This is a genomic window from Collinsella sp. TM10-22 (genome assembly GCF_003466125.1).
Classification (GTDB): Bacteria; Actinomycetota; Coriobacteriia; order Coriobacteriales; family Coriobacteriaceae; genus Collinsella.
On record NZ_QSOC01000005.1, the window covers coordinates 244589 to 266125 of the forward strand.

The window sequence follows — 21537 nt, forward strand, 5'->3', positions numbered from 1 at the left end:
CGACGCATATGTTTAAGTATGGCAAAAAAGCTGGCTACATGGGTATTGCTCTGCTCGTACTTGCGGTGATTCCGCTGGTGGTCGCAGCGTGTGTTATCCCCAACATTGGTCCCGAGGTGGCAACGAAGTTTAACGCAGCCGGCGAGGTGACGCGCTGGGGCAAGAGCTACGAGTTGCTGGCACTGCCGGTGCTCAACCTACTGCTGAGCGTGGCGACGTACTTTACGGCAGGACGCCAGGCTAAAAACAATGATGACTCCGCCGCCATGGCGCGCATCGTGTGCGAGCGCTACCTGCGAAACGGCTGCATCACGGGTGTGTTTCTCAACGTAATCAACGTCTACTTTATGTACTCGGCGATTACCGGAACGGGCTTTGGCTTTGGTTTCTAACTTGTTCTTCTAGGCAACGAGCCTGCACGCATATTCAATGGCTGCTGCGAGGCCGCCGCTCGATCGTGGTTTAAAGACCATATCGGCGGCGGCCTCGTTTTCGTATCCGGCGCCGCGAAGGGTGAGCGCGGTACCGGCTTCTAGGAGAAGGGGCAGACCGCGTTGGCTGGTTGTGATTACGGCAGCCTGATTGAGCGAGCAGCTGTGCGCTTGGCATTGGATGGCAAGTTCGCCTTGCGCCGGGCAAGGGACCAGAACGGCGGCGACGCGACTTGATAGCAATGCAAATGCTGTGCGCTCATCGGGCGAAAGACATTCTGCTTCAACGACGACGAGCTTGGGCGGTGCGCTGTTTGTGCGAAGCGTGGCTCGGTACGTGCGGACCGAAGAACCCGACATAGAAAACTCCTGTGTATTCGGCAAAACGTAAACTATAGTTTACGTTTATGTTCGGCTCCATTTCAAACTCGTCTGCATGGACGAACGTGCTAAACAGATTCTTGGCAGGCGGGTCGAAGAGACGCGCAGGGACCTTGGTATCTCCAAGGTCGATTTTTGTGTGGCAGCAGGAATCAGCCGCCCCTATCTCGACAGAATCGAAGATGGAACGGCAAATTTCACGCTCAAGGTTCTATTTAAGATCGCGCCCGCCCTTGGCATGACGGTGTCAGAGCTTCTCGAGGGTATCGAATAGGGGATACCCGTCGACAACTGAATTACGCCATCGGGACGCGGTCGTGGTTGACTTGGCTGTAGAACAGGCGCTGAATCTCGGCGGCATCGCGTGACTGGCCGAGTGCCCACATAGTCTTGGCCACGAGCGTCTCGGTGGTCATGTCATCGCCGCGCAGAATGCCCGGATGGTCGGCGTAAGCACGGCCGACCTCGTAAACACCCAGGTCAAGGCCCTCTTCGGGGACTTGCGTGGTCATAACGACGGTGCGGCCCGAATCGACCCAGCGGAAAATTGCCTCTTGGAACGACTCGCCGGACTCGCCGAACTCGGGGATGCCGCCAATGCCAAAGGTCTCCAGAATCACGGCGTCGTAGCTATCGGCCAGAGCGTCCAGAACGCCAGGGTTCACGCCGGGCGTGAGCTTGAGCACAAATACGCGTGGGTCGATGTGGTCGTAGAAGCGCACCGGGTTTTCGCCTTGATGCGTGCCGTGAAGCCCGCTGCGCACGATACGGTCGTTGCGGATATAGGCGATGGGCGGATAGTTGACGCTAATGAACGCGTTAAAGCTCATGGTGCGCTGCTTACGGGCGCGTGTGCCGGCAATGGCGACGCCGCCAAACACGATCGAGACGTCATGCGAGTGCTCGTCGAGCGCATAGAGCAGGCTCTGGTACAGGTTGAGCTTGGCGTCGGTAAAGGGATTGCCCATGGGCTTTTGCGAGCCGGTGAGCACGATGGGCTTGGGGCTGTCCTGAATCAGGTAGGAAAGCGCTGCCGCGGTGTAGCTCATGGTGTCGGTGCCGTGCAGAATCACGAAGCCGTCGTGGTCGGCATAACCCTCGACGATGACGTCGCGGATACGCATCCAGTCACTGGGGCGCATATTGGTGCTGTCGATGTTCATGGGCTGCACGACGTCGAGCTCGCAGAGGCCCGAGATCTCGGGGACGCTCTGGGCGAGCTCCTCACCGGTCAGGGCGGGGGAGAGGCCATTGCCGTCCTCGGTCGATGCGATGGTGCCGCCCGTGGCGATGAGAAGGATGCGCTTCATGCTGGTATTCCTATCGTATTTGCCGCCGCAGAGGCGGAGTCGTTCGGCAGTATTGTGGCACAGGGCGTCCAATGTTCAAACGTATTACATCATCTGTAACGTTTAGTATCACTCCAATTGCCGTCAAATAGGGCCCCGGTCGTGCGTTTGCCGTGCGCTGATGGCTGCGAGGGACGAGAAACCCCATATAACGTGTACACTATGAAAGTTATTTTCGTTCATTCACGCGGGTGGGCACCGGCTCCCCGCCAACAAGAGGGGGAAACCATGGATCAAAAGGCTTCCGCAAAGGTCCTCGTACTCGACTTTGGTGCGCAGTACGGTCAGCTCATTGCCCGTCGCGTCCGCGACCTCAACGTGTATTCCGAGATCGTTCCCTGCGACATCTCGGCCGATGAGATTCGCGAGATGAACGCCTCTGCGCTCATCCTTTCTGGCGGCCCGGCTTCTGTGTATGCCGAGGACGCTCCGTCCATCGATCCTGCCATCTTTGACCTGGGCCTTCCCGTCCTGGGCTTTTGCTACGGCCATCAGATCACGGCCGTGACGCTCGGCGGCAAGGTCGGTCACTCCGAGGTGGGCGAGTACGGCCGCGCTACCATTACGCGCACGGCTGGCGCCAAGCTCTTTAACTCCACGCCCATGGAGCAGACCGTGTGGATGAGCCACCGCGACGCCGTTTCCGAGGTGCCCGAAGGCTTTACCGTCACCGCCAGCACCGACGTGTGCCCGGTTGCCGCCATGGAGTGCGTTGAGCGCAAGATCTTCACTACGCAGTTCCACCCCGAGGTCAAGCATTCCGAGTACGGTCAGCAGCTGCTGAGCAACTTCCTGTTTGAGATCTGCGGCCTGGAGCCCAACTGGAGCATGGACAACCTGGTCGAGACCATGACGGCCGAGTTCCGCGAGAAGGTCGGCGACGACCGCGTGATTCTGGCCCTGTCCGGTGGCGTCGACTCTTCCGTCGTGGCTGCGCTGGGCGCCCGCGCCGTGGGCAAGCAGATGACCTGCGTGTTCATCAACCACGGCCTGCTGCGCAAGGGCGAGCCCGAGCAGGTGGAGGAGGTCTTCACCAAGCAGTTCGACGTCGACTTTATTCACGTCCACGCCGAGGACCGCTATGCCGAACTTCTGGCCGGTGTGACCGAGCCCGAGGAGAAGCGCCGTATCATCGGCACGCAGTTCTGGAAAGAGTTCTTCGCTGTGGCCCAGCAGCTCGAGTGCGATGGCAAGCCGGTCAAGTACCTGGCTCAGGGCACCATCTACCCCGACATCATCGAGTCCGGCGCTCGTAAGACGGGCGGCAAGACGGCCACCATCAAGAGCCATCACAACCTGATCCCGTTCCCCGAGGGCGTGCACTTCGACCTCATCGAGCCGCTCGACCACTTCTTTAAGGACGAGGTCCGCGCACTTGGTCTGGCGCTGGGCCTGCCGGGCCACATCGTGTTCCGTCAGCCTTTCCCGGGCCCGGGTCTGGCCATCCGCATCATCGGCGCGGTCGATAAGGAGAAGCTCGAGATTCTCAAGAACGCCGACGCTATCGTGCGCGAGGAGCTCGACGCCTACAACCAGCGCCTGTTTGAGCAGACCGGCGAGCGCAACTCCGAACACAGCTGCTGGCAGTATTTTGCGGTCCTGCCCGACATTAAGTCCGTCGGCGTTATGGGTGACGAGCGTACCTATCAGCGTCCGATTATCCTGCGCGCCGTCGAGTCCAGCGACGCCATGACCGCCGACTGGGCCAAGCTGCCCTATGACGTTCTGGCCCGCATCTCCGGCCGCATCGTGGCCGAGGTTCCCGGCGCCAACCGCGTGTGCTACGACATCACGTCCAAGCCGCCCGCGACCATCGAGTGGGAGTAAGGCCATAGTGGTTTACAGGTTATGAAAAACAGCCTCTGACCTGCGGTTTTACTTATTTCTAGCTGGTTGAACAATCGGCCCGTGACAAAGATTTGAACATTTTACAAGCTTCAAATCGGCATCACGGGCCTTTTTCATGACTTCACGGAGTTTCAAAAATCTGCTTTGACCTGCGGTTTTGCGTTTACTCAACTAAGGTGCAAGCCACCCGCAACTACTCACCACGAATAGTTGCCAAGAAGGCTGGAAGTGCCGTCAATACGCGCTGGTTTTTACGATAATCGCAGGTCTGCCCGTGAAGTCGCCATGAAGTCACATTGCTCGCTCCCATGAGGCTATTTCGACGTCGATATCGCGCATTGAGCCATCTCCGAAACCCGATAGGAATTCCGACAAGGTGAGCAGCGACCATGCGAAATCCTCGTCAAGCGCCATGCCCTCGCGCCTTGCACGGAGCAGCTCCCTATAGACCTCCTGGGCATATTCCAACAGCATCTTCGCCACTCTTGAGCTCGGAACCACGACGACGCTCTCGTCGAGCACCTGCGCCTCCATGTAGTCCTGCTTGCTCAGTCCGGAGAGCCTGCTGAGCACGTCGATCTTGGCAAAGGTCACCTCGTCGACTCTGAACGCCACGGTCCTCATACTCCTTCTTCCCTTGAACGTCATCGCCTACACCTACAGCTTCCCGTCCAAGGCCAAGGCGATCTTGGAGTCTGAATCGGAGTAAGGGTGCACGTACCTATGAGTTATCTCCTGACCCGAGTGTCCGAGCCTGGCCGCGATCGCTGGGACGCTGAAGCCCTTCTCGATGAGCATTGAGGCATGGCTGTGCCTCAGGTCGTGGACGCGGATTCGTCGCAAGCCCGCACCCCTCGCACCGCGCGCCAAGGCCTTACCCAATGTGCTTGCGGTGACTTTCGGCAGCACCCTGTCCGTAGGATTCGACCCCTCGTTCCACGAGAAGTAGTCCCCGACTTCATCCGTAAGGAAGCCGGGCATGGTGACGACGCGGTACGACTGCCTTGTCTTCGGCGGGCCGACCACATCCCTTCCGCCGATTCTAGACAGGCTCTTGGTAACCCTAACGGTGCCCTTGTCCAGGTCGAAGTCCTCGTAGGTGAGCGCCAACATCTCACCCCTCCTCAAGCCGCACCAGAACAGCAACTCGAATGCCAGATGAAGGTGAGGGCGGTCTGCCACCATGTTCGAGAACCTGAGGTACTCGTCAGCGGTCCAAACCGACCTGGGCTCGGTCTCGCGTCCCTCCGGCGCACCTGCGACAAGCACTGGGTTTCCCGTTGCAAGGGCGTGGCACCTGATCATGTGGTTGAACATGGCGGAAAGCTGTGAGGTCAGCGTGTTCAGGTACGCCGTCGAATAGGGCTTTCCGTCCTTTGTCCGCAAGGACATGAGCCATGTTCCCCATTCCATCACCGCCAGCGCGTTGACGTCGCCAACGGAGACCCCTTTGAAGAACGGGACGATTCGCTGCTCGAACATGCAGCGCTTCCCCTGCACCGTTCCTGGCCTGAGCCTGGGCACAATCTCTTCAAGGTAGAGCTCGCAGGCGTCCTCGAACGGCATCGACGCCACGCCGACCATGCGGTGGTTGAACGACTTCTCCCACGCCAGCGCCTCGCGCTTTGTAGCGAAGCCCCTCTTCATCTTCTTCCTGCTTTCGCCCCGCCAGTCTCTGTACCTGAGGCTCACGTACCGCGTGCCCCTCTTCTCGTCCTTGTATGCACCCATGAAACCTCCTTTCTTGAAGCGCCTCCTTGTTCGTGGTATAAATTCATCGGAGGCATTTGCTTCTACCAAGTGGCCGGGGTGTCCCCCGGCACTTTTCGTTTTAGGAGCTTTCTCATAGCCAGGGAGCTGAGCATATTCGTCGACGAGTCGGGCAGCCAAAACGGCCATTCGGCCTACTGCATCGTGTCCCTGGAGTTCCATTAGCAGGACGAGGTGCTCGACGGCTACATCTTGGCCATGGAGGAAGACCTCGCGAGGAAGGGTCTGCCGAATCTCCCGTTCCATGCATCTCCCCTGATATACGGCAAGGAGCCTTACAGGGACCTTGAGATGGAAACTCGGAAGAAGATGCTTGCCAGCTTCGAGTCGTTCTGCCGCCGTGCGCCGTTCCGCTGCAAGTCGTTTGCCTACAAGAGGAGCGAGGTCGAGGAGCCGGAGCTTTTCACCGCAAGGTTCAAGCGCGACCTCGTCGTCTTCCTCACCGACAACCTCGAGTACTTCCAGAACTTCGACCGTGTGAAGATCTACTACGACAACGGACAGCGGATGGTGACCGCCGCCCTCCACAGCGCGCTGGACTTCATTCTCTCCAAGGACGCGGTCCTGTACAGGATGGCGAGCGCCAGGGAGTACAGGCTTTCCCGGGTTGCGGACTGCATCTGCACCCTGAAGCTCACCGACATCAAGTTCCAGAGAAGCGAGCTGACGGAGACGGACGCGAAGGTGTTCGGCACCAACTACCCCGCATTCAGGAAGAACCACCTGAAGCATATCCAGAAGAAGGAAATGCTTTAGTCGAAGCGTATGCGCTTTGTGACCTAGCGTGACCCCAGAGAATGGCCCAGTTGGTCCGAAAAACCGTGACCCAGATCTGACCCCATGAATTCTCGACAGTTTTTGAGACTGGATGTAAATAGGGTTGACTGAACAAACTGGGACAAACTGGAACAAACTGGAGAAAGTTTTTTAACTATAGAGTGAAAGTTGCCCGTATAGGCTTTGCGCAATAAGAAAACCCCAGTTTAACTGGGGTTTTCTTATTGCGATCGCATCCCTAGGCTTCTCACGGTCAGGGAGCTGACGGAGGCACACGTGAAAGAGACCGGCGGAAATCACATCGCACCCAAGGAAACGGAGGCGAGGAGCGCTCTCTCGAGTGCTCCCTGGAACTCGTCAGCAGTCATCTGCGGAACCAAATCCTTGATGTTCCTCACGCGGGCGAAAACAGACCTCATGGCGGTGCCGCAGTACTTCCTCTTGCCGGGGGCAAGCAGGCGATCCATCGCGTCCAGGTCCACATCGAACAACACGCTGCCGTGGAACACGACCAGGTCGCCAGCGTCTTGCCATGCGCATCCGCATACCTTGCGACCGGCGACGTAGACGTCGTTGCGGTCGTTTCGGACGGCCGGCGCGCCCAGGGCCATCAGGGCCCGCTCGGGAACCTCCATGGCGCGCGGAAGTAAATCACGCGGCACCGCCATCGAGAATGCCACGCACCCCTCGTCGCGGTAGACCGCCCCGCCGCCGCTTTGCCTCCGGACGATGTCGACGCCCAGCTCCTTAGCAAGTGCGGCGTCGACTTCCGCTTCAATGTCTTGGTTGAAGCCCACCGAGACGCAGGGGGCGTCCCGGTGGGTGAAAAGGAAGGGCGTGCCCGTGCGAAGAAGCTCCTGCTCGAAGGCGAGGTTCTCGTAAGCGGTGCGGTAGGGGCTCTTCACGACGTTCAGCATCAGTCCACCGTCGCCAGGAGCTGGCCCTCAGACACCATGCCGCCCTTGCAGGCAATTTCGATCTTTCCAGCGCACGGTGCCACGACCTCCATCGTGCCCTTGCCCTGCTCGAGGGAAGCAACTACTTGCCGGCCTCCACGGTATCGCCGTCTGCGACCTTCCAGAACAGGATGCGTTGCTTCGGGTCGATCTGATCTCCATGATTCCTCCTACCTCAAGTACGCTGCGACTTCCGCCGGCGTGAGCACCATGCCAGCGGACACGACCTTGCCGTCGACGACCAGCGCTGGCAGGCTCATGGCGCCGTAGCCCATGACGCGGTCCATGTCGGTGATGTACTCAAGCTCCGCCTCGAGCCCCAGCTCGGCGATGGCCGCTTGGGCGTTCTCGTTGAGCTCGTGGCACTTCTTGCAGCCGGCTCCCAGCACCTTCACCTGGCGGGCGCCTCCGCAGCCGCAGGGCTCCGCCTTCATCTGAGGGGCGTCCTCGCCGCATGCGCAGGGGGCGGCCGCCTTCTCTTCCTTCTTCTTTCCGAACCCGAACAATCCCATGACAATTTCTCCTTTCGACGCGCCCGCACCGTGCGGGCTCCTAACTGGTTAGAACAGCGGCTGCAGGAAGTTGAACACGTAGCCGCTTATGCACATGCCGACGATGCACAGCCCCACGAACGTCACCATCAGCCTGGGCTTAATGACGCGGGAGAGCATGGTCAGGCTGGGGATGGACAGCGTGGTGACGCTCATCATGAAGGCCAGCACCGTGCCCAGGCCCGTGCCCTTATAGTACAGGGCCTCGGCGATGGGGATGGCGCCGAAGGTGTCGGCGTAGATGGGCGCGCCGACGAGGGTGGCCAGCACCACGGCGAAGGGGTTGCCGTCGCCCAGGACCAGCTCGATCCACTCGGCGGGGATCCAGTTGTGGATGAAGGCGCCGATTCCCACGCCCAGCAGGATGTACGGGAACACCTTCTTGAACGTGCCCCAGGTCTCCTTGCGGGCGTAGGCCAGGCGCTTGGCCACGGTCATGGACAAAAGCTCGGCGTCCGCCGGCGCGTCGCCGCGCACGAAGTCGGTCAGGTGTCCCTCCATGCCCATTTTCTGGATGATGGCGCCGCCGGCGATGGCGATGAGCAGGCCCACCACCGTGTAGGCCACGGCTACGCCCGGACCGAAGATGCTCATGATCAGCACCAGGCTGCCCAGGTCCACCATGGGCGAGCTGATGAGGAAGCTGAACGTGACGCCCAGCGGCAGGCCCGCGCGGGTGAACCCGATGAACAGCGGGATGGAGCTGCAGCTGCAAAACGGCGTCACCGTTCCCAACAGCGCTCCCACCACGTTGCCCCAGACACCCTTGAAACGGCCCATTATCTTGCGGCTGCGCTCCGGCGGGAAGTGGCTCTGGATGTAGCTGATGGCGAAGATGAGCACGCACAGCAGGATGACGATCTTCACCGTGTCATAGATGAAGAAGTGGAGCGTGCCGCCCCACTGGCCCGCTGTGTCAATACCGAGCGCGCCCAACAAAGCGGCGATCAGTTCGCTCAGCCACTGCATCTTCAGCACCTGGTCCAAGATGAACATTCCGATGGATTCCATTGGCGCTCCTTCCATATTGACGTATCAATATATATCTATGTATGAGGGCAATATAGGAGACACATAGACGTATGTCAATATATAAATTTGCGTGATATACTGAAGCTGCCAGACAGACAGGAGGAAACCATGGACAACGAGAGCCTCGCGGCGGCGTTCAAGGCGCTGGGCGACCCCACGCGCCTGCGCATCTACCAGGCCATCAAGGACAAGGACGATATCTGCGCGTGCAACATCCTTGAGCAGATGGACATCACCCAGCCCACCCTTTCCCACCATGTGAAGCAACTCTGCGCCGCCGGGCTGGTCAGCTGTCGAAAGGATGGCCGCTGGATGCACTACTCCGCCAACAACGAGACCGCAGCGCTTCTTTCCGATTGGATCTCCGGTTAGGCCGTGATCCAACGTGACCCCAGAGAATGACTCAGTTGGTCCGAAAAACCGTGACCCAAATTTGACCGCATGCCCAAACGTCAATTTTTGAGACTGGATGTAAATAGGGTTGACTGGAACAAACTGAGACAAACTGGAGCAAACTGGAGAGAGTTTTTAACTATAGATGACCAATAAGCACTGGAGAGAGATTGGTCATCCTTTCGCCTCCTGCGCTCTAGATCTAAATGCGCCTTTCGAAGAGATAGCAACAAGACTTGGTGAGATTGCGCAATGCTTCAAAGAAGGCCGTTTTCAAGCACTGAAGATGTAGATCGCCACCCTTACTCTATCTCCGCAGTGGATTTCCAAGCTATAATGACCGTGTGTCACATCCTCGCGAGTTTCGTGACTCATCGTGACTTACGAGATTGCCCCAGTGAAATCGATATACCGTGACTCAAATTTGACGGCATGCGAATTCTAACGAAATAGATAACCACATAACGTAAATGCAGCCATAGATACAAAAGGAATCGAATGGCCAGAGAGGACTGCGCTTACCGATGGTCGATTCTTGACAGGCAAACTCAAGCCTCGTTAATATTACATGGTTTGCCAGACCGAATTAACAAAGGAGGGGTGTCGTGGTTGGTCTTTTCCGCACGTGGATGAGCGCCTAGAAAGCGGCGCTGTTGTGGCGTCGCGCTGTTTTTCTGCACGCCATTTCACGATTGGACATAACCATGATATTTGAAACCTCTCGGGGCAGGTCTGCTCTGCTGTGCCATTCATGGCAATTCAAGCTTTGTTTCGTATGGGGCGGGGAGCTCGTTTCGACATTGACGAGTTCGATTCTCCAGATGGGTCTTATTTGGCATCTCGCCCTCACGACAGGGTCGTCTTCTCTCCTCTCCTTAGCATCGCTGGCAGGCTTTCTGCCGATTGCTTTGTTCGGAATCCTTGCGGGCGCCGTTGTCGACAGACTGCCTTTGAAACGTGTCCTCATCGGCGCCGACCTCTTCATTGCCGCGGTGGGTGCCGCCTTGGCGATTGCCTCGTTGGCCGGCAGCTTACCTGCATGGCTAATTCTCATCGCCTTGTTTCTCCGTGCAGTTGGTACTTCGTTCTACACGCCAGCCTCCCAATCTCTCACGCCCCATCTCGCCCCACCGGAGCATCTCGTTCGCCTATCGGGGGTGACTCAGGCGATTCAGTCCGGCGGATACATTCTTGGCGCCGCGCTTGCAGCAGTGATTTATCCCGTGGCGGGCATTACCGCTATGATTGTCCTCGACGTGCTGGGAGCGCTTTTCGCTTCTTTAGCCGTCCTCGCCGCACAGATAGACGCAGGGGGCCTCGACGAAGCCGACCGCAGCTTGTCCTTTTCCAATAAGGTTCGAGAGCTCTTCTCTGAGATTTCGGACGGCTACAAGCTGATTAGGGGGTACAGGGGGCTGTTCGCCCTTCTTTGGTGCGGGTTCGTCTTCGCTTTCGCGTTCTCTCCGCTCGCGGCATTGTTCCCAATAATGACCTTGGGGCATTTTGGCGGTAGCACGGGGGATGCCGCTTTGGTGGAAATCCTTTTTTCTGCAGGCATGCTGGCTGGGTCCGGTATCTTGGCGGTTACGGGAGGGTTCCGCAATAGGTCGTTCACCATGGTCGCCGCGATTGCCGGCTTCGGCATTGCCGCAATCGTATCCGGATCGCTCGGCCCGTCATTGTTCGCTGCTTTCCTGCCGGTGAGCTTTCTTATGGGCGCATGCTCCCCGTTGTACGCGGGAACCCAGACTGCCCTTATGCAGGAGCAGATACCTCCTGAGTACCTAGGCCGCGTTTTCGGCCTCTACGGAACCATCATGGCTTGGGCCATGCCCATGGGCCTCGCAGCCCCCTCCGTTTTTGCGGATCTGCTTGGAGCTCCGTTATGGTTCGTCGGCTCTGGAGCGACCATGGTACTGCTTGCGATGGCTATGCTGCTTGCTCCGAGCGTCCGAAACGCGGGGAAAAGAGATACCGGGCAGATTCAATAGCCCAAATATTCGAAAAAAAGAGGCAGCAGCCATCGGTTCAAGCGTCAGCCTTCAAGCCCTTGCGACGACGAGGTATTGCACCGACATTCCGCATCGCGCTCCTTATTCGTCGCCAACTATCATTTTCGGATTTGCCGGCTTGCGCAAGGTCAAAACGCTCGCGCCGGCAATTGGGCAAAGGCGAAAAATCGACGTGAGCAATCTTTTTTGGCATGGCTGCGCTTCCAGTAAAACGCTAATACACAAAAGGCGGTTCAACCTATGGAACTCATAGTCAAAGCTAAAGACATCTTTTTGGAATATGCCGGCCGCGATATCCTAGATATCGAAGAGTTGGAAATCTACTCCTACGATCGCATCGGCTTGGTGGGAGACAATGGCGCAGGCAAAACCAGCCTGCTTAAAATTCTGAGCGGCAATCTTACCATTGCGGACGCCGACGTCAGGCGTTTCGGCAGCATTGCCCTCATCGGCCAACTCGATGAACTCGACCTTGATGCGGCTCAGGGCAGTGGTGAGATGCTCTCCCGTCTCAACGTCGCCGGAGTGGCGCAGGAGACGATGAGCGGCGGAGAGGAGACACGCGCCAAGATTGCCTCTGCGCTCTCCCAGCAGGCAAGCGCGATCTTTGCTGATGAGCCTACGAGCCACCTCGACCAAGACGGCATCAGTCTTCTCGTCGGACAACTCAAGGCATTTGATGGAGCCCTGCTCATTGTGAGCCATGACCGTTATTTTCTCGATCAGGTAGTGGACAAGATCTGGGAGCTCAAAGACGGCGGTATTTCCGAATTCTGGGGTGACTACTCCGACTATCTGCGACAGAAAGAAGAAGAGCGCAAAGTTCAGGCGGCTCGATACGAAGAGGCGATGCGCGAGCGCGAGCGCCTTGAAGCCGCCATCGAAAAACAACGGAAAAAAGCACGGCAGGTCGACGCCAAGCAGAAGGGCGCAAAGAAAAGCAACGAGAATGCAGGTCGATTGGGACATCAGAAAGCAACCGGCACCAAACAGAAGAGGATGTACCAGGCGGCTAAGAACATGGAGAAGCGCCTCGAAGCGCTCGAAGGGATTGAGGCCCCTGACAGCATTCGCACCGTGCGGTTCCGCCAGAGCAAGGCCCTGGAACTGCATAGTAAATTTCCCATCTCGGCAGACGATTTCAACTTGAGCTTCGGCAACTGCATGCTCTATGACCACGCGAAATTCGAGATACCGCTCGGTGCCAAAGTGGCCATCACCGGTGGCAACGGTACAGGAAAGACCAGCCTGCTGAAGGCAATCGCTCGACGCGCCGACGGTATCAACATCTCTCCCAAGGCAGAGATCGGTTACTTCGAGCAAACAGGCTACAAGTTCGACGCCCGTCAGTCTGCGATCTCGTTCATGCAGGATGGTTGCGAGTACAGCATGACCGAAATCCGAAGCATCCTCGCCTCTATGGGAATCGGACCGCGTGACCTGGCAAAGGACGTTGGCGTTCTCTCGGGAGGCGAAGTCATCAAGCTGCTGCTCGCGAAGATGCTGCTGGGCAGATACAACATCTTGCTCATGGACGAGCCTGGAAATTACCTGGACATCAAGAGCGCCGAAGCCCTCGAGCAGATGATGAGCGCCTATGCCGGAACGATAGTGTTCGTCTCCCACGATAAGAGGCTGGTCGAGAACGTCGCAGACATTATTTACGAAATAAAGGACACCAAGCTAGTCAAAATCTTTCAGCGCGAATAACCCTAAATGAGCAGGATATATTCCCAGAATGGAGACAAAAGGCCTCGAAACAGGCCTTTTTCTCCGCGATGCATAGGTCAATTGATAAGGTTCACAGAAATTCGGAAGAATTGGCAATCCGAGTTTTCCGAGACACGAAAGAAATTTTCAAAGCGGGGAAGCGGATGAACCAGGCCGATCTTATAGTCGCAAGGATAGAGCGGGCGCGGCAGGACCGCGGCATCAGCGTGGCCGAACTCGCCCGCCGAATCAATGTGGACAGAAAGCGCCTCTGGTACGTCCTCAACGGGCAGCGCTCCATGCACGTCGACGAGTTCGTTCGCCTCTGCGCGGTCATGGACATGAGCCTCGCCTGCTTCCTCACGAAGGAGCAGGCGAGCGACCTGGCCGAACACTACGGATGGGCGCGGATGGCCCAGGTGGTCGGCAACTTCTTCGGAGGCTCGCTCTCGGTGGGCATAGACCGATACCGCAACTTGGGCGACCAGGGCGACAACGGCGTCTACGTCATCGACGGATGGAAGATAGTCGATCGCTACGCCACGGCGTACGACGAGGACTGGAACGCGGTCGGCCTGAGGCTCATCGACCCCTCCGCCGAGCAGCGCGTGCCAGGAGGCATGTCCGATCGATGCGATCTTCGAGCCGCTTTACTTCCGCGCGATGCGTCTGCGCGGTTCCGTGTGCCTTTTCGTCTACGCGACGATTGAACCGCCTGATGGCGATTGGCGCGCACGGCGGGAGCGGAGACGGGTCGAGGTGGTCGGGCCTTCACGAAACGGCCACGAGCCGCGTGCCTTAGCTGCGGCTAAGTCCCTGAAAAGTAAAAGGCGCCCATGCGGGCGCCTGCCTAGTAGCTGGAGTTGTTCGGTTGTGGTCGGAGTGCTTGTCTTCCGCGGTGCTGTCGTCCGGGGTCCGGCATCTGTCGTTCGCCTCTTCTGTCGTGTTTGATGTTGCACGTTATGCGAGTGACCTTGCGCGAGCCTGCCGGCCCGTTGCCCCAGGTGCACCCGGATAAATGGTACCCATCCGTTGGAACATGAACATTGTGGGAGGGGCGTCTGGACAAACTGGAACGGACGAACGGGACGATGTTTGTTCGATTTGCATCTTTTTGTCGTAGCCTCGCGGATGTTATTAATCGTCCGAGCAACGGCGAGCTAAGGCCTCGTTGACGATTTAAGATTGAGTGACCTGCGACAGTTCCGAATGCCAATACGCACGGCGCTATAGCAGAACCGTATTACAAAAAGTGCGAAGGCCGTTAGCGCGAGTTGCTAGGCAACCATAATGCAACTGAGTGCCATACACGACATTTAATTTCACTACTCTGGCATAAGAAGTCGTAACACAACAAAAATGAAGGATAACAGTCTATAAAAACCGAGCTTATTATGTCGGAGGTGGCTTCATGTCTAATAGGCGGTTTTTACAGAACTCACCAGAGTCCAGATTCCTGCTATTCTTCATCTAACCAGGATAGGCTGTACCTATTTCGGCAAGATTAGCGAGGACCGTGCTGACATTGTCTATGATTCTGATACGAATATTTTGCTTGATGTATTCAAACGATAATATTGGAGTACATACCGATATGGAAATTATAGAAATTAAAGAGAACAAAAAACAATTTCTCCCCTTATTACTGTTAGCCGATGAACAAGAGAGCATGATAGACCGATATATTGATAGAGGAATGATGTATGTATTAGTCGATAATGGGGTTAAATGCGAGTGTGTAGTAACCGACGAGGGCAAAGGCATTCTTGAAATTAAAAATATTGCAACTGCGCCAAAATATCAGGGCAAAGGTTACGGCAAGGCGCTAATTGACTTTGTTGCTGCGAAATATAAAGGGAAATATTCAATAATACAAGTTGGCACAGGGGATAGCCCGTTGACCGTTCCTTTTTATGAAAAATCTGGTTTTGCCCGCTCATACAGCATTGAAAATTATTTTATTGATAACTATGACCACCCTATTTTTGAAGGTGGGGTTCAACTAACAGATATGATTTATTTACAGAAAAAAATATAAATTATCGTTTATTTTATCGCTGCAATGAATATCGAAGAAATCTGAGCTTCTTAAAGACGGCGAAGCCGATGGCAAACGGGTAACGAGCAAAAACGGCGACTTCGCAAGTTACAGACCAAGGTCTCGTTCGTGTTCGCAAACAAAGCCGCCTGCGACGATTCTTTCACTCATTGCTCTTACGAATCGCATATGACCTGCGGAAACGCAAGACGATAAAGCCACTGCCTACGATTCACTTCGCGAAACAGGCGCCAAAGGGGGAAATCAGTCGTTTTGGTATTCATTTCATGTGGTTCCGAGCCTTAAAACAAACCCGTTTTTGTCCCCGGGACAAAAATGAAACTGCGTGCCCACGGTTTCGAAATAGTTCGCATATTTGTCCCATGTTTTGTCCCAAACGCCCACGTGAAGACACGCGGCGGGATTCGGTGGCAAAATTGCCAAGTCCAACCACTCAACTGGAGTTGACTGAAATGGTATGGCGGCAAACGAGCGTGAAAGAGTGGGAGTAGAAAATTCCTTAGTCATGGGGTATAAATTGGATTTCCTTTAGGATGCACCCCCATAACTATACGAATTGACCTGCTGACTCCAATGAAGATTGGTGGGTAACTGCCAGGGGTGGCGGCCCAGCGAGTGTTGTTTTGCGAGCTATGCGCATTGAAAGCGACCTTTCGTGGTATAAACTACTTGCCGGAAGCCGCGGCTTTCAGAGTACGGCTTACGTGTACGTTTAACCTCCGTGGGCGACGGGGTGCCGCAAGGCGTAGAATATCGCCCACCTGTAGGGGCCTGCAGCGATGCGGGCCCCGCTTCGTATGAAGGGGGCGCAACCGATGAAGATCGTATCCATCCCCCAGGACTTCTTCGACCTCGTCGAGGGCGACCGCGAGCTCATGCTTAAGCACAATCTCCCCTGCATCGTGGTGGTGAGGCTGCGTTTCCGCGGGAAGCGCAGGGACTTCGCCGTGCCGCTGCGTTCCAACATCGCCCCCAACGTGCCCAAAGACCAGTACTTTGCGTTGCCACCCCGCCCCACGACGCGCCCCGGCTGCCGCCACGGCATCCACTACATCAAGATGTTCCCCATAACCAAGTCCTACCAGCGCCGCTTCAGGACCGAGGGCTCGGCCTACTACGAGACGCTCCAGCGCATCATCGACGGCAACACCAAGCGCATTGTCTCCGAGTGCCAGGCGTACCTCGACCGCTACGAGCGCGAAGGAAGGCCCCGCTTCGCCGTCGACATCGACCGCATCGTGGGCCTGCTGGAGGGCGAGAAGTAGGGCACCTCGGCTCAGTCTCGAGCCATGTGGAGTCGCTCCGCATTTTTGAACGCCGCGTGTGCGTCCCAAATACTTGAGAAACAAGCTGTGAAGTGCAGTGGCTCGCCCGTGCCCGTGCATAGCCGTCACCATTAGCGTCTACGCGGCGTCGGCTTCAAGTGGAACTGGCCCCACTGCTGTATATGGTTTGCCTTGCTGCACATGGCGATCAATGCCCACGATGCTTCTGCTTGCGCTTCAGCTTTCGCTGCTCGAAGCGCGCCTCCGCCTCATCCGCGCGACGCTGGCTTCTTGCTTGAGCCGACTCCCGCTTCGTCGCTTCCCGCTGTGCTGCGAGCGCCTGTTGTGCCTTGGTGCTCACCGCGGGCCGCTTAAGGGCTTTCGCTGCCTCGCGAGCGCGTCGCTTGGGATTCTTCGCGGGCTTGCTTGTTTCCGTGGCCTCGTCACCGAAGAACGCGAGCTCCGCCCATTTGCTTGTAACGAATCGCAGGATTTCCTCATCGGACGGTTCCGCGCCGAAGACGATGCGGGCGGCGCCGTATCTGCCGTCCTCGACATGCTCCGCCAGCCCGACCCAGAATTGGCCGTCATGATATACGGTCAGGGTGGATGACACGCTGATCTGCATGGTTGGTTCCTCCTTTATGTAGATGACCATGCAGAGAAGGGACAACCAAGGAGGCAGGTTACTGATGCGGACTCCCGCACGCCCACGACTACCCGACGGGGACTGTGTTTTCATCTCTGGTGCCCGCATTGTAGCACGCGTGAATGCGCCCGGCATCGCTGCTGACATGGCGCGACTGGGAATTGCTCCTCGATGTATCCCTGTGCATACTGCTTCCCCGGTTTCGAAACTTTAAAAAAATTCGAGTTTCGAAACCGAGGAGGACCGAATGATGGCTTGGGTAGACCGCAATACGTAGGAAGTTTCGCCATCGTCTATGCTGAACACGAGGTCGTCTTCCTCCAATCCGATCAAGCTGACCGAGCAAGCGGCACCTGGATCGACATTCCCCTGCACATGAACCCGCTTATGCGCGCGAACGGGGGCTACAAGGGCATGACCGCGCAGGAAGCGCTTGGGGTAGCGAACGGGGCCGAGCATCGCCCTGCGCCGGCCTTGGCATCAGGTCCTCGCGCTGGGCGGTAATCCGAGGATCGGGAGTAAGGATTTGCCCAGCATCGATAATGCTCAGCTATACCCTTATTCCGTCTCCCTGCTCTTGCGGTATTCCGCGAGCCTGTCGTTCAATTCGCGGGTCTCGCGGCTCAGCTTGGCGTTGAAAGCAAGAGTGAGGACCGCCAGGATGGCGAGATAGACAACCGTGAAGGTAACCCACGCCCCGGGGTTGTTCACGGGAACCCAAGCAAAGACAAACGCCAATGCACAGAGGGCTGCGTAGAGGCAAACGTCGAACAGCGCCAGGCGCGCGGGATACGCCATCTGTCTGATCACCGCGGGCGTGAAGAACACGAACTGCAGCGCGGGGACGGTGACGCACGCGGCGAGAATCGACCAGCAATAGTTAATGCCCTGCTTGGCGGTGTCATCAGCGAAACAAGTCCCTAATGCCAAGAAGGCTATCATGGCAACAGTGAAGCCGATACAGGTGCTTTTCACGAGTTGTCCGAGGTTTTCCGCGGGCGTCTTTTTATCGGTGTCGATAATGTCCCTGTTAATCATTTCGGTCTCCCTTCCTTCGTTTCGACTGCTTCAGACCGAGCTTCGATTTGACGTCGGGCGCATACTGGCGCGAGATAACGACTTGCTCACCGTTTTCCAAGGTGGCGATGATCCTGCCGTTGACGTCGGGCTTGAGGGCGGTGATCGCGCGGAAGTTGACGATGCAACCTTTCGCGATGCGCAGGAAGTCGCAGTCCGCCAGGCGCTCCTCCATCTCGTAAAGGCGCAGGCCCGTTTCGAGAACCGTGTCGGCCGTATAAATGAACGTGTGCTTGTCGACCGACTCGATGAACAGGACGTCTTCTGCGCTCAGCACGCGCGTGCAGCCGTCGGCCGTGCCCGTCACCTTCCTGTCAAGCATGCGCAGCCGAGCCGCTATATCAAGCACGCGGCGATCGACCCTTACGCAGACGATCGTGACTTCTATATCTTGAGCCGCTTCTCACTCTTCGATTGTGATCTTCATGCGTCCTCCCTTCGGATTGCTCTCATGCTAGCTGACGAAGATAGCTGAACCTTCGGCGTTTAACCAAGCTGCGCAGTCGAGGAACCAAGATACAGGCTGGGCGAGCTGAACAGCAAGAGAGACCGTAGTCACGCATCCTCGGATCGAGCCCGAAACAGCAATCCTTGCCGCTCATGAACACCGGCACGTGAAACGCTATGCTCAAGAGCACTTAGCTCGAAACCCCTCGCATGCAGCTATCGAATCCGGGATGCTGTCCGATTGGTCGTGCACGACGACGGGCGTACAATAGGCGGAAACCAACAAGAACCTGCCCTCCATGCCAACTCCGCCACCTGACGTGATGGGCGATCCGATTGCTCTTCTGGATTGCCTTGAGAAGAACGCTGGCGGAATCACCGAGCAGGACTCCAAGGGGACTGCATTTCTTCGTGTGGTTCCTATTGCCAAACCCCGCCCCCAGTTGGAAGCCATCTTAGGCATATCAGCCTTGGGGACGGTGTTGTGACTCATATCGGCCAGTCTTCGCTCGACGGAGTCGGCGTTTACGTTAGCGTCGAGTTCGGGAGCGCATTGAGGTCATTCGCATTTCCTCATGCATTTGAAAGTGGAATCGTTGAACTCTTGGGTGGATAAGCCACCTGCGACGATTCTTTCGGTCATCGCTCTTGTGCATCTCATCTGACCTGCGGAAATGCAAGGCGGCAAAGCCGCTGGCTACGATTCACTTTGCTAAACAGGCGTCAAAAAGGGAAAACAGCCGTTTTGGCACCCCTTTCGAGCGGTTCCGGGCCTCAAAGCCTTGTCGTTTTTGTCCCCGGGACAAAAATGAAACTGCGAGCTTGCGGTTTCGAAATAGTTTGCGAATTTGTCCCAGGGTTTGTCCCAAACGCCTACGCGAGGACACGCGGAGGGATTCGGCGGCAAGGTGGACAAATCGACAACCAAACTAGACCCAATTGGAATGTCGCCACGGCAAATGGACTTGAAAGAGTTGGAATAGAACATACGTTCTGTATAACGTTATAGCACCAGGTGGCAGGCGTAGTTTCAATCGAAGCTACGCCTGCTGCTATATATACTGGTCGATAGCGGTATCAATGACCGCGATGCTTCTGTTTGCGCTTCAGCTTCCGTTGCTCGAAGCGCGCCTCCGCCTCATCCGCGCGGCGTTGGCTTCTTGTATGAGCCGACGCCTGCTTCATCGCTTCCCGTTGTGCCGCGAGCGCCTGTTGTGCCTTGGTGCTCACTGCCGGCCGCTTAAGGGCCTTCGCCGCCTCGCGGGCGCGCCGCTTGGGGTTCTTCGCGGGCTTGCTCGCCTCGGTCGGATTGTCGCCGAAGAACGAGAGCTTCTCCCATTTGCCGACAACGAACTGCAGGATCTCCTCATCGGATGGCTCCGCGCCGAAGACGATGCGGGCGACGCCGTATCTGCCGTTCTCGACATGCTCCGCCAGCCCGACCCAGAATTGGCCGTCGTGATATACGGTCAGGGTGGACGACACGCTGATCTGCATGGTTGGTTCCTCCTTTATGTAGATGACCATGCAGAGAAGGGACAACCAAGGAGGCAGGTTACTGATGCGGACTCCCGCACGCCCACGACTACCCGACGGGGACTGTGTTTTCATCTCTGATGTCCGCATTGTAGCACGCGCGGATTTACGATGTTGATCGCCGGCGCCTAGACAGAGATGAAGGCGGTTCGATCTAGGTCAAGCCGGTCACTCGTTCATGAAGCGGCCGATTCCCTGAAAATAAAAGGCGCCCACGAGGACACCTACAGGCTATCTTCGAACTACTTGGTTTGGGGCAGACGGAGGAAAAAAATAGGGCAGAATCGCTCTCACGATCCCGCCCCGCAAACCCGAGGGTTTCTAACCGGCTCCATTATTCCGGGCTTCTCAGTTCTGTCATTGACCCAGGTATCACCCGTCTCCTATAGCGAGTGAATATAAAAATAGGGCAGAGTCGCTTGCGCAAGTCCGCCCCTAAAACCGTGAAGGTTTTGCTATCTGCAGGCTATTCTACCAACCCGAGCGATTCTGTCAACCTGCGAAGGAACTCGAGCGCGGAGCGAGCTGCGGCGTCGGGCCCCTTGTCGGGCAGCGCCTCGGTTCCGCCGTCGGCCCTGGCGAACATCTCGGCGAGCTCGGATGCGGCGCGCGAGCGCGATGCGTGGCGAGGACGCTCAGGAAGGAGCGGGAGGGCATCCTGAACTGGTGGAAGAGGGGCTCCACAAACTCGTTCCTGGAAGGGCTGAACCCCGTCGTCCAGTCGGTCCGCAGCGCTGCAAGGGGCTTCAGGAGCATCGCCTATTTCAGGACGATAATCTTCCTCCGGCTGGGCCGCCTGGACTTCACGGCCCAGAAGAAGCTGACATGCGCTACCCACTAGAAACGTCGAAGAGCCCATTTTTGGCCTTCGGTGGCAAATACGAGCGCTTGCCATAAAAATGAGCGACGTCTCTACCTGCAGCTTGCCAAAATCGACCTCCGATGGCAATGGTAAAAGTGTCATCGGAGGCCTGTTTTGGCGTTGGTTTTTGCCACTGGAGGTCGATTTTGGTTTTTAGGCGCCATCGGAGGCCGTTTTTGGCGCGGAGCCGGGCTTCTGCCTGTGTACGTGCGCGGGCACTGCGGGCTTTATCGCCTCCAGGAGCGGGCGATTTCCTGGTAGCGGCGCGCAGCGAGGCTGCCACGTTGCCAGATCAGGCGAAAGTCGTGCTCGACAAAGAAGTCGCTTGGGGTGATGTCGCGCAGCTCGCCCTGATCGAGCTCGCGCTCAACCGCTGCGCGGTACAAAAACGTAAGGCTCTGTTAGACCAGGATTGACATTCCGCCCCGTCAT

Annotated in this window: 23 protein-coding genes; 11 read left to right on the forward strand and 12 right to left on the reverse strand. The window is 57.1% G+C overall.

The genetic code is table 11. The annotated features are described in order from the left end of the window. Nucleotides 1–8 precede the first annotated feature (8 nt). Complete coding sequence (locus tag DXD94_RS07045; RefSeq protein WP_089572786.1) at nucleotides 9–392, forward strand: DUF1648 domain-containing protein; 384 nt, start codon at nucleotides 9–11, stop codon at nucleotides 390–392. A 9-nt stretch (nucleotides 393–401) separates the two neighbouring features. Here DXD94_RS07045 and DXD94_RS07050 read toward each other — a convergent pair whose 3' ends face one another. Continuing rightward, nucleotides 402–791 carry a hypothetical protein gene (locus DXD94_RS07050; RefSeq protein WP_117734622.1) on the reverse strand — a complete coding sequence of 130 codons (390 nt, stop codon included), beginning with the start codon at nucleotides 789–791 and terminating at the stop codon, nucleotides 402–404. A gap of 76 nt (nucleotides 792–867) precedes the next feature. Here DXD94_RS07050 and DXD94_RS07055 point away from each other — a divergent pair, with 76 nt between their 5' ends. Next, nucleotides 868–1086, forward strand: coding sequence for a helix-turn-helix domain-containing protein (locus DXD94_RS07055; RefSeq protein ID WP_099432713.1), 219 nt, complete (start codon nucleotides 868–870; stop codon nucleotides 1084–1086). Nucleotides 1087–1108: 22 nt separating this feature from the next. Here the strand turns inward: DXD94_RS07055 and DXD94_RS07060 are convergent, their stop codons facing one another. After that, nucleotides 1109–2122, reverse strand: a complete 1014-nt coding sequence (locus tag DXD94_RS07060) for an asparaginase (RefSeq protein WP_117763641.1) — start codon at nucleotides 2120–2122, stop codon at nucleotides 1109–1111. 267 nt (nucleotides 2123–2389) lie between these two features. Here DXD94_RS07060 and guaA point away from each other — a divergent pair, with 267 nt between their 5' ends. Beyond that, complete coding sequence (guaA, locus tag DXD94_RS07065) at nucleotides 2390–3988, forward strand: glutamine-hydrolyzing GMP synthase (RefSeq protein WP_117583320.1); 1599 nt, start codon at nucleotides 2390–2392, stop codon at nucleotides 3986–3988. Between the two features lie 312 nt (nucleotides 3989–4300). On the opposite strand, the gene DXD94_RS07070 is transcribed toward guaA, so the two are convergent. After that, entirely contained in the window at nucleotides 4301–4657 is a 357-nt protein-coding gene (locus DXD94_RS07070) for a hypothetical protein (protein WP_147347135.1), read from the reverse strand. Between the two features lie 9 nt (nucleotides 4658–4666). Next, a complete protein-coding gene (locus DXD94_RS09660) occupies nucleotides 4667–5740 on the reverse strand; it encodes a site-specific integrase (RefSeq protein WP_158564807.1) in 1074 nt (357 codons plus the stop codon). A 213-nt stretch (nucleotides 5741–5953) separates the two neighbouring features. On the opposite strand from DXD94_RS09660, the gene DXD94_RS09665 reads away from it, so the two are divergent. Further along, on the forward strand, nucleotides 5954–6535 hold the full coding sequence (locus DXD94_RS09665; RefSeq protein WP_158564808.1) for an ABC transporter: 582 nt from the start codon (nucleotides 5954–5956) through the stop codon (nucleotides 6533–6535). 317 nt (nucleotides 6536–6852) lie between these two features. Here the strand turns inward: DXD94_RS09665 and DXD94_RS07080 are convergent, their stop codons facing one another. From DXD94_RS07080 to DXD94_RS07095, 3 genes are all read right to left on the reverse strand, one after another. After that, nucleotides 6853–7473 carry a lipoate--protein ligase family protein gene (locus DXD94_RS07080; RefSeq protein WP_117763644.1) on the reverse strand — a complete coding sequence of 207 codons (621 nt, stop codon included), beginning with the start codon at nucleotides 7471–7473 and terminating at the stop codon, nucleotides 6853–6855. A gap of 209 nt (nucleotides 7474–7682) precedes the next feature. After that, on the reverse strand, nucleotides 7683–8024 hold the full coding sequence (locus DXD94_RS07090; RefSeq protein ID WP_117763646.1) for a thioredoxin family protein: 342 nt from the start codon (nucleotides 8022–8024) through the stop codon (nucleotides 7683–7685). Nucleotides 8025–8072: 48 nt separating this feature from the next. Continuing rightward, entirely contained in the window at nucleotides 8073–9074 is a 1002-nt protein-coding gene (locus tag DXD94_RS07095; protein WP_199568407.1) for a permease, read from the reverse strand. Between the two features lie 129 nt (nucleotides 9075–9203). Between DXD94_RS07095 and DXD94_RS07100 the strand changes: the two genes are divergently transcribed. From DXD94_RS07100 to DXD94_RS07130, 6 genes are all read left to right on the forward strand, one after another. Continuing rightward, nucleotides 9204–9467 (forward strand): helix-turn-helix transcriptional regulator, encoded by a 264-nt coding sequence (locus DXD94_RS07100; RefSeq protein ID WP_117763648.1) that lies wholly within the window; start codon nucleotides 9204–9206, stop codon nucleotides 9465–9467. Between the two features lie 725 nt (nucleotides 9468–10192). Then, nucleotides 10193–11479, forward strand: a complete 1287-nt coding sequence (locus DXD94_RS07105; RefSeq protein WP_117763649.1) for an MFS transporter — start codon at nucleotides 10193–10195, stop codon at nucleotides 11477–11479. Between the two features lie 261 nt (nucleotides 11480–11740). Further along, nucleotides 11741–13210, forward strand: coding sequence for a ribosomal protection-like ABC-F family protein (gene abc-f, locus DXD94_RS07110; protein WP_117734620.1), 1470 nt, complete (start codon nucleotides 11741–11743; stop codon nucleotides 13208–13210). A 164-nt stretch (nucleotides 13211–13374) separates the two neighbouring features. After that, nucleotides 13375–13920, forward strand: coding sequence for a helix-turn-helix domain-containing protein (locus tag DXD94_RS09720; RefSeq protein ID WP_199568408.1), 546 nt, complete (start codon nucleotides 13375–13377; stop codon nucleotides 13918–13920). A gap of 884 nt (nucleotides 13921–14804) precedes the next feature. Further along, nucleotides 14805–15248: a GNAT family N-acetyltransferase gene (locus DXD94_RS07125; RefSeq protein ID WP_117763650.1), complete on the forward strand. Its 444-nt coding sequence runs from the start codon at nucleotides 14805–14807 to the stop codon at nucleotides 15246–15248. An 836-nt stretch (nucleotides 15249–16084) separates the two neighbouring features. Continuing rightward, nucleotides 16085–16534 (forward strand): hypothetical protein, encoded by a 450-nt coding sequence (locus tag DXD94_RS07130; protein ID WP_117763651.1) that lies wholly within the window; start codon nucleotides 16085–16087, stop codon nucleotides 16532–16534. A gap of 208 nt (nucleotides 16535–16742) precedes the next feature. Here DXD94_RS07130 and DXD94_RS07135 read toward each other — a convergent pair whose 3' ends face one another. From DXD94_RS07135 to DXD94_RS07155, 4 genes are all read right to left on the reverse strand, one after another. Continuing rightward, on the reverse strand, nucleotides 16743–17162 hold the full coding sequence (locus DXD94_RS07135) for a YjdF family protein (RefSeq protein WP_117763652.1): 420 nt from the start codon (nucleotides 17160–17162) through the stop codon (nucleotides 16743–16745). Nucleotides 17163–17741: 579 nt separating this feature from the next. Further along, entirely contained in the window at nucleotides 17742–18221 is a 480-nt protein-coding gene (locus tag DXD94_RS07145) for a DUF3021 family protein (protein WP_117763654.1), read from the reverse strand. Beyond that, nucleotides 18214–18609, reverse strand: a complete 396-nt coding sequence (locus DXD94_RS07150) for a LytTR family DNA-binding domain-containing protein (RefSeq protein WP_199568410.1) — start codon at nucleotides 18607–18609, stop codon at nucleotides 18214–18216. Before DXD94_RS07150 ends, DXD94_RS07145 begins: the two co-directional genes overlap by 8 nt. Before the next feature lie 1175 nt (nucleotides 18610–19784). After that, nucleotides 19785–20204, reverse strand: coding sequence for a YjdF family protein (locus DXD94_RS07155; RefSeq protein WP_117734612.1), 420 nt, complete (start codon nucleotides 20202–20204; stop codon nucleotides 19785–19787). A 661-nt stretch (nucleotides 20205–20865) separates the two neighbouring features. On the opposite strand from DXD94_RS07155, the gene DXD94_RS09670 reads away from it, so the two are divergent. Continuing rightward, nucleotides 20866–21084, forward strand: coding sequence for a transposase (locus DXD94_RS09670; protein WP_158557573.1), 219 nt, complete (start codon nucleotides 20866–20868; stop codon nucleotides 21082–21084). Nucleotides 21085–21332: 248 nt separating this feature from the next. Here DXD94_RS09670 and DXD94_RS07165 read toward each other — a convergent pair whose 3' ends face one another. After that, nucleotides 21333–21491: a hypothetical protein gene (locus DXD94_RS07165; RefSeq protein WP_199568411.1), complete on the reverse strand. Its 159-nt coding sequence runs from the start codon at nucleotides 21489–21491 to the stop codon at nucleotides 21333–21335. Between the last annotated feature and the right edge of the window lie 46 nt (nucleotides 21492–21537).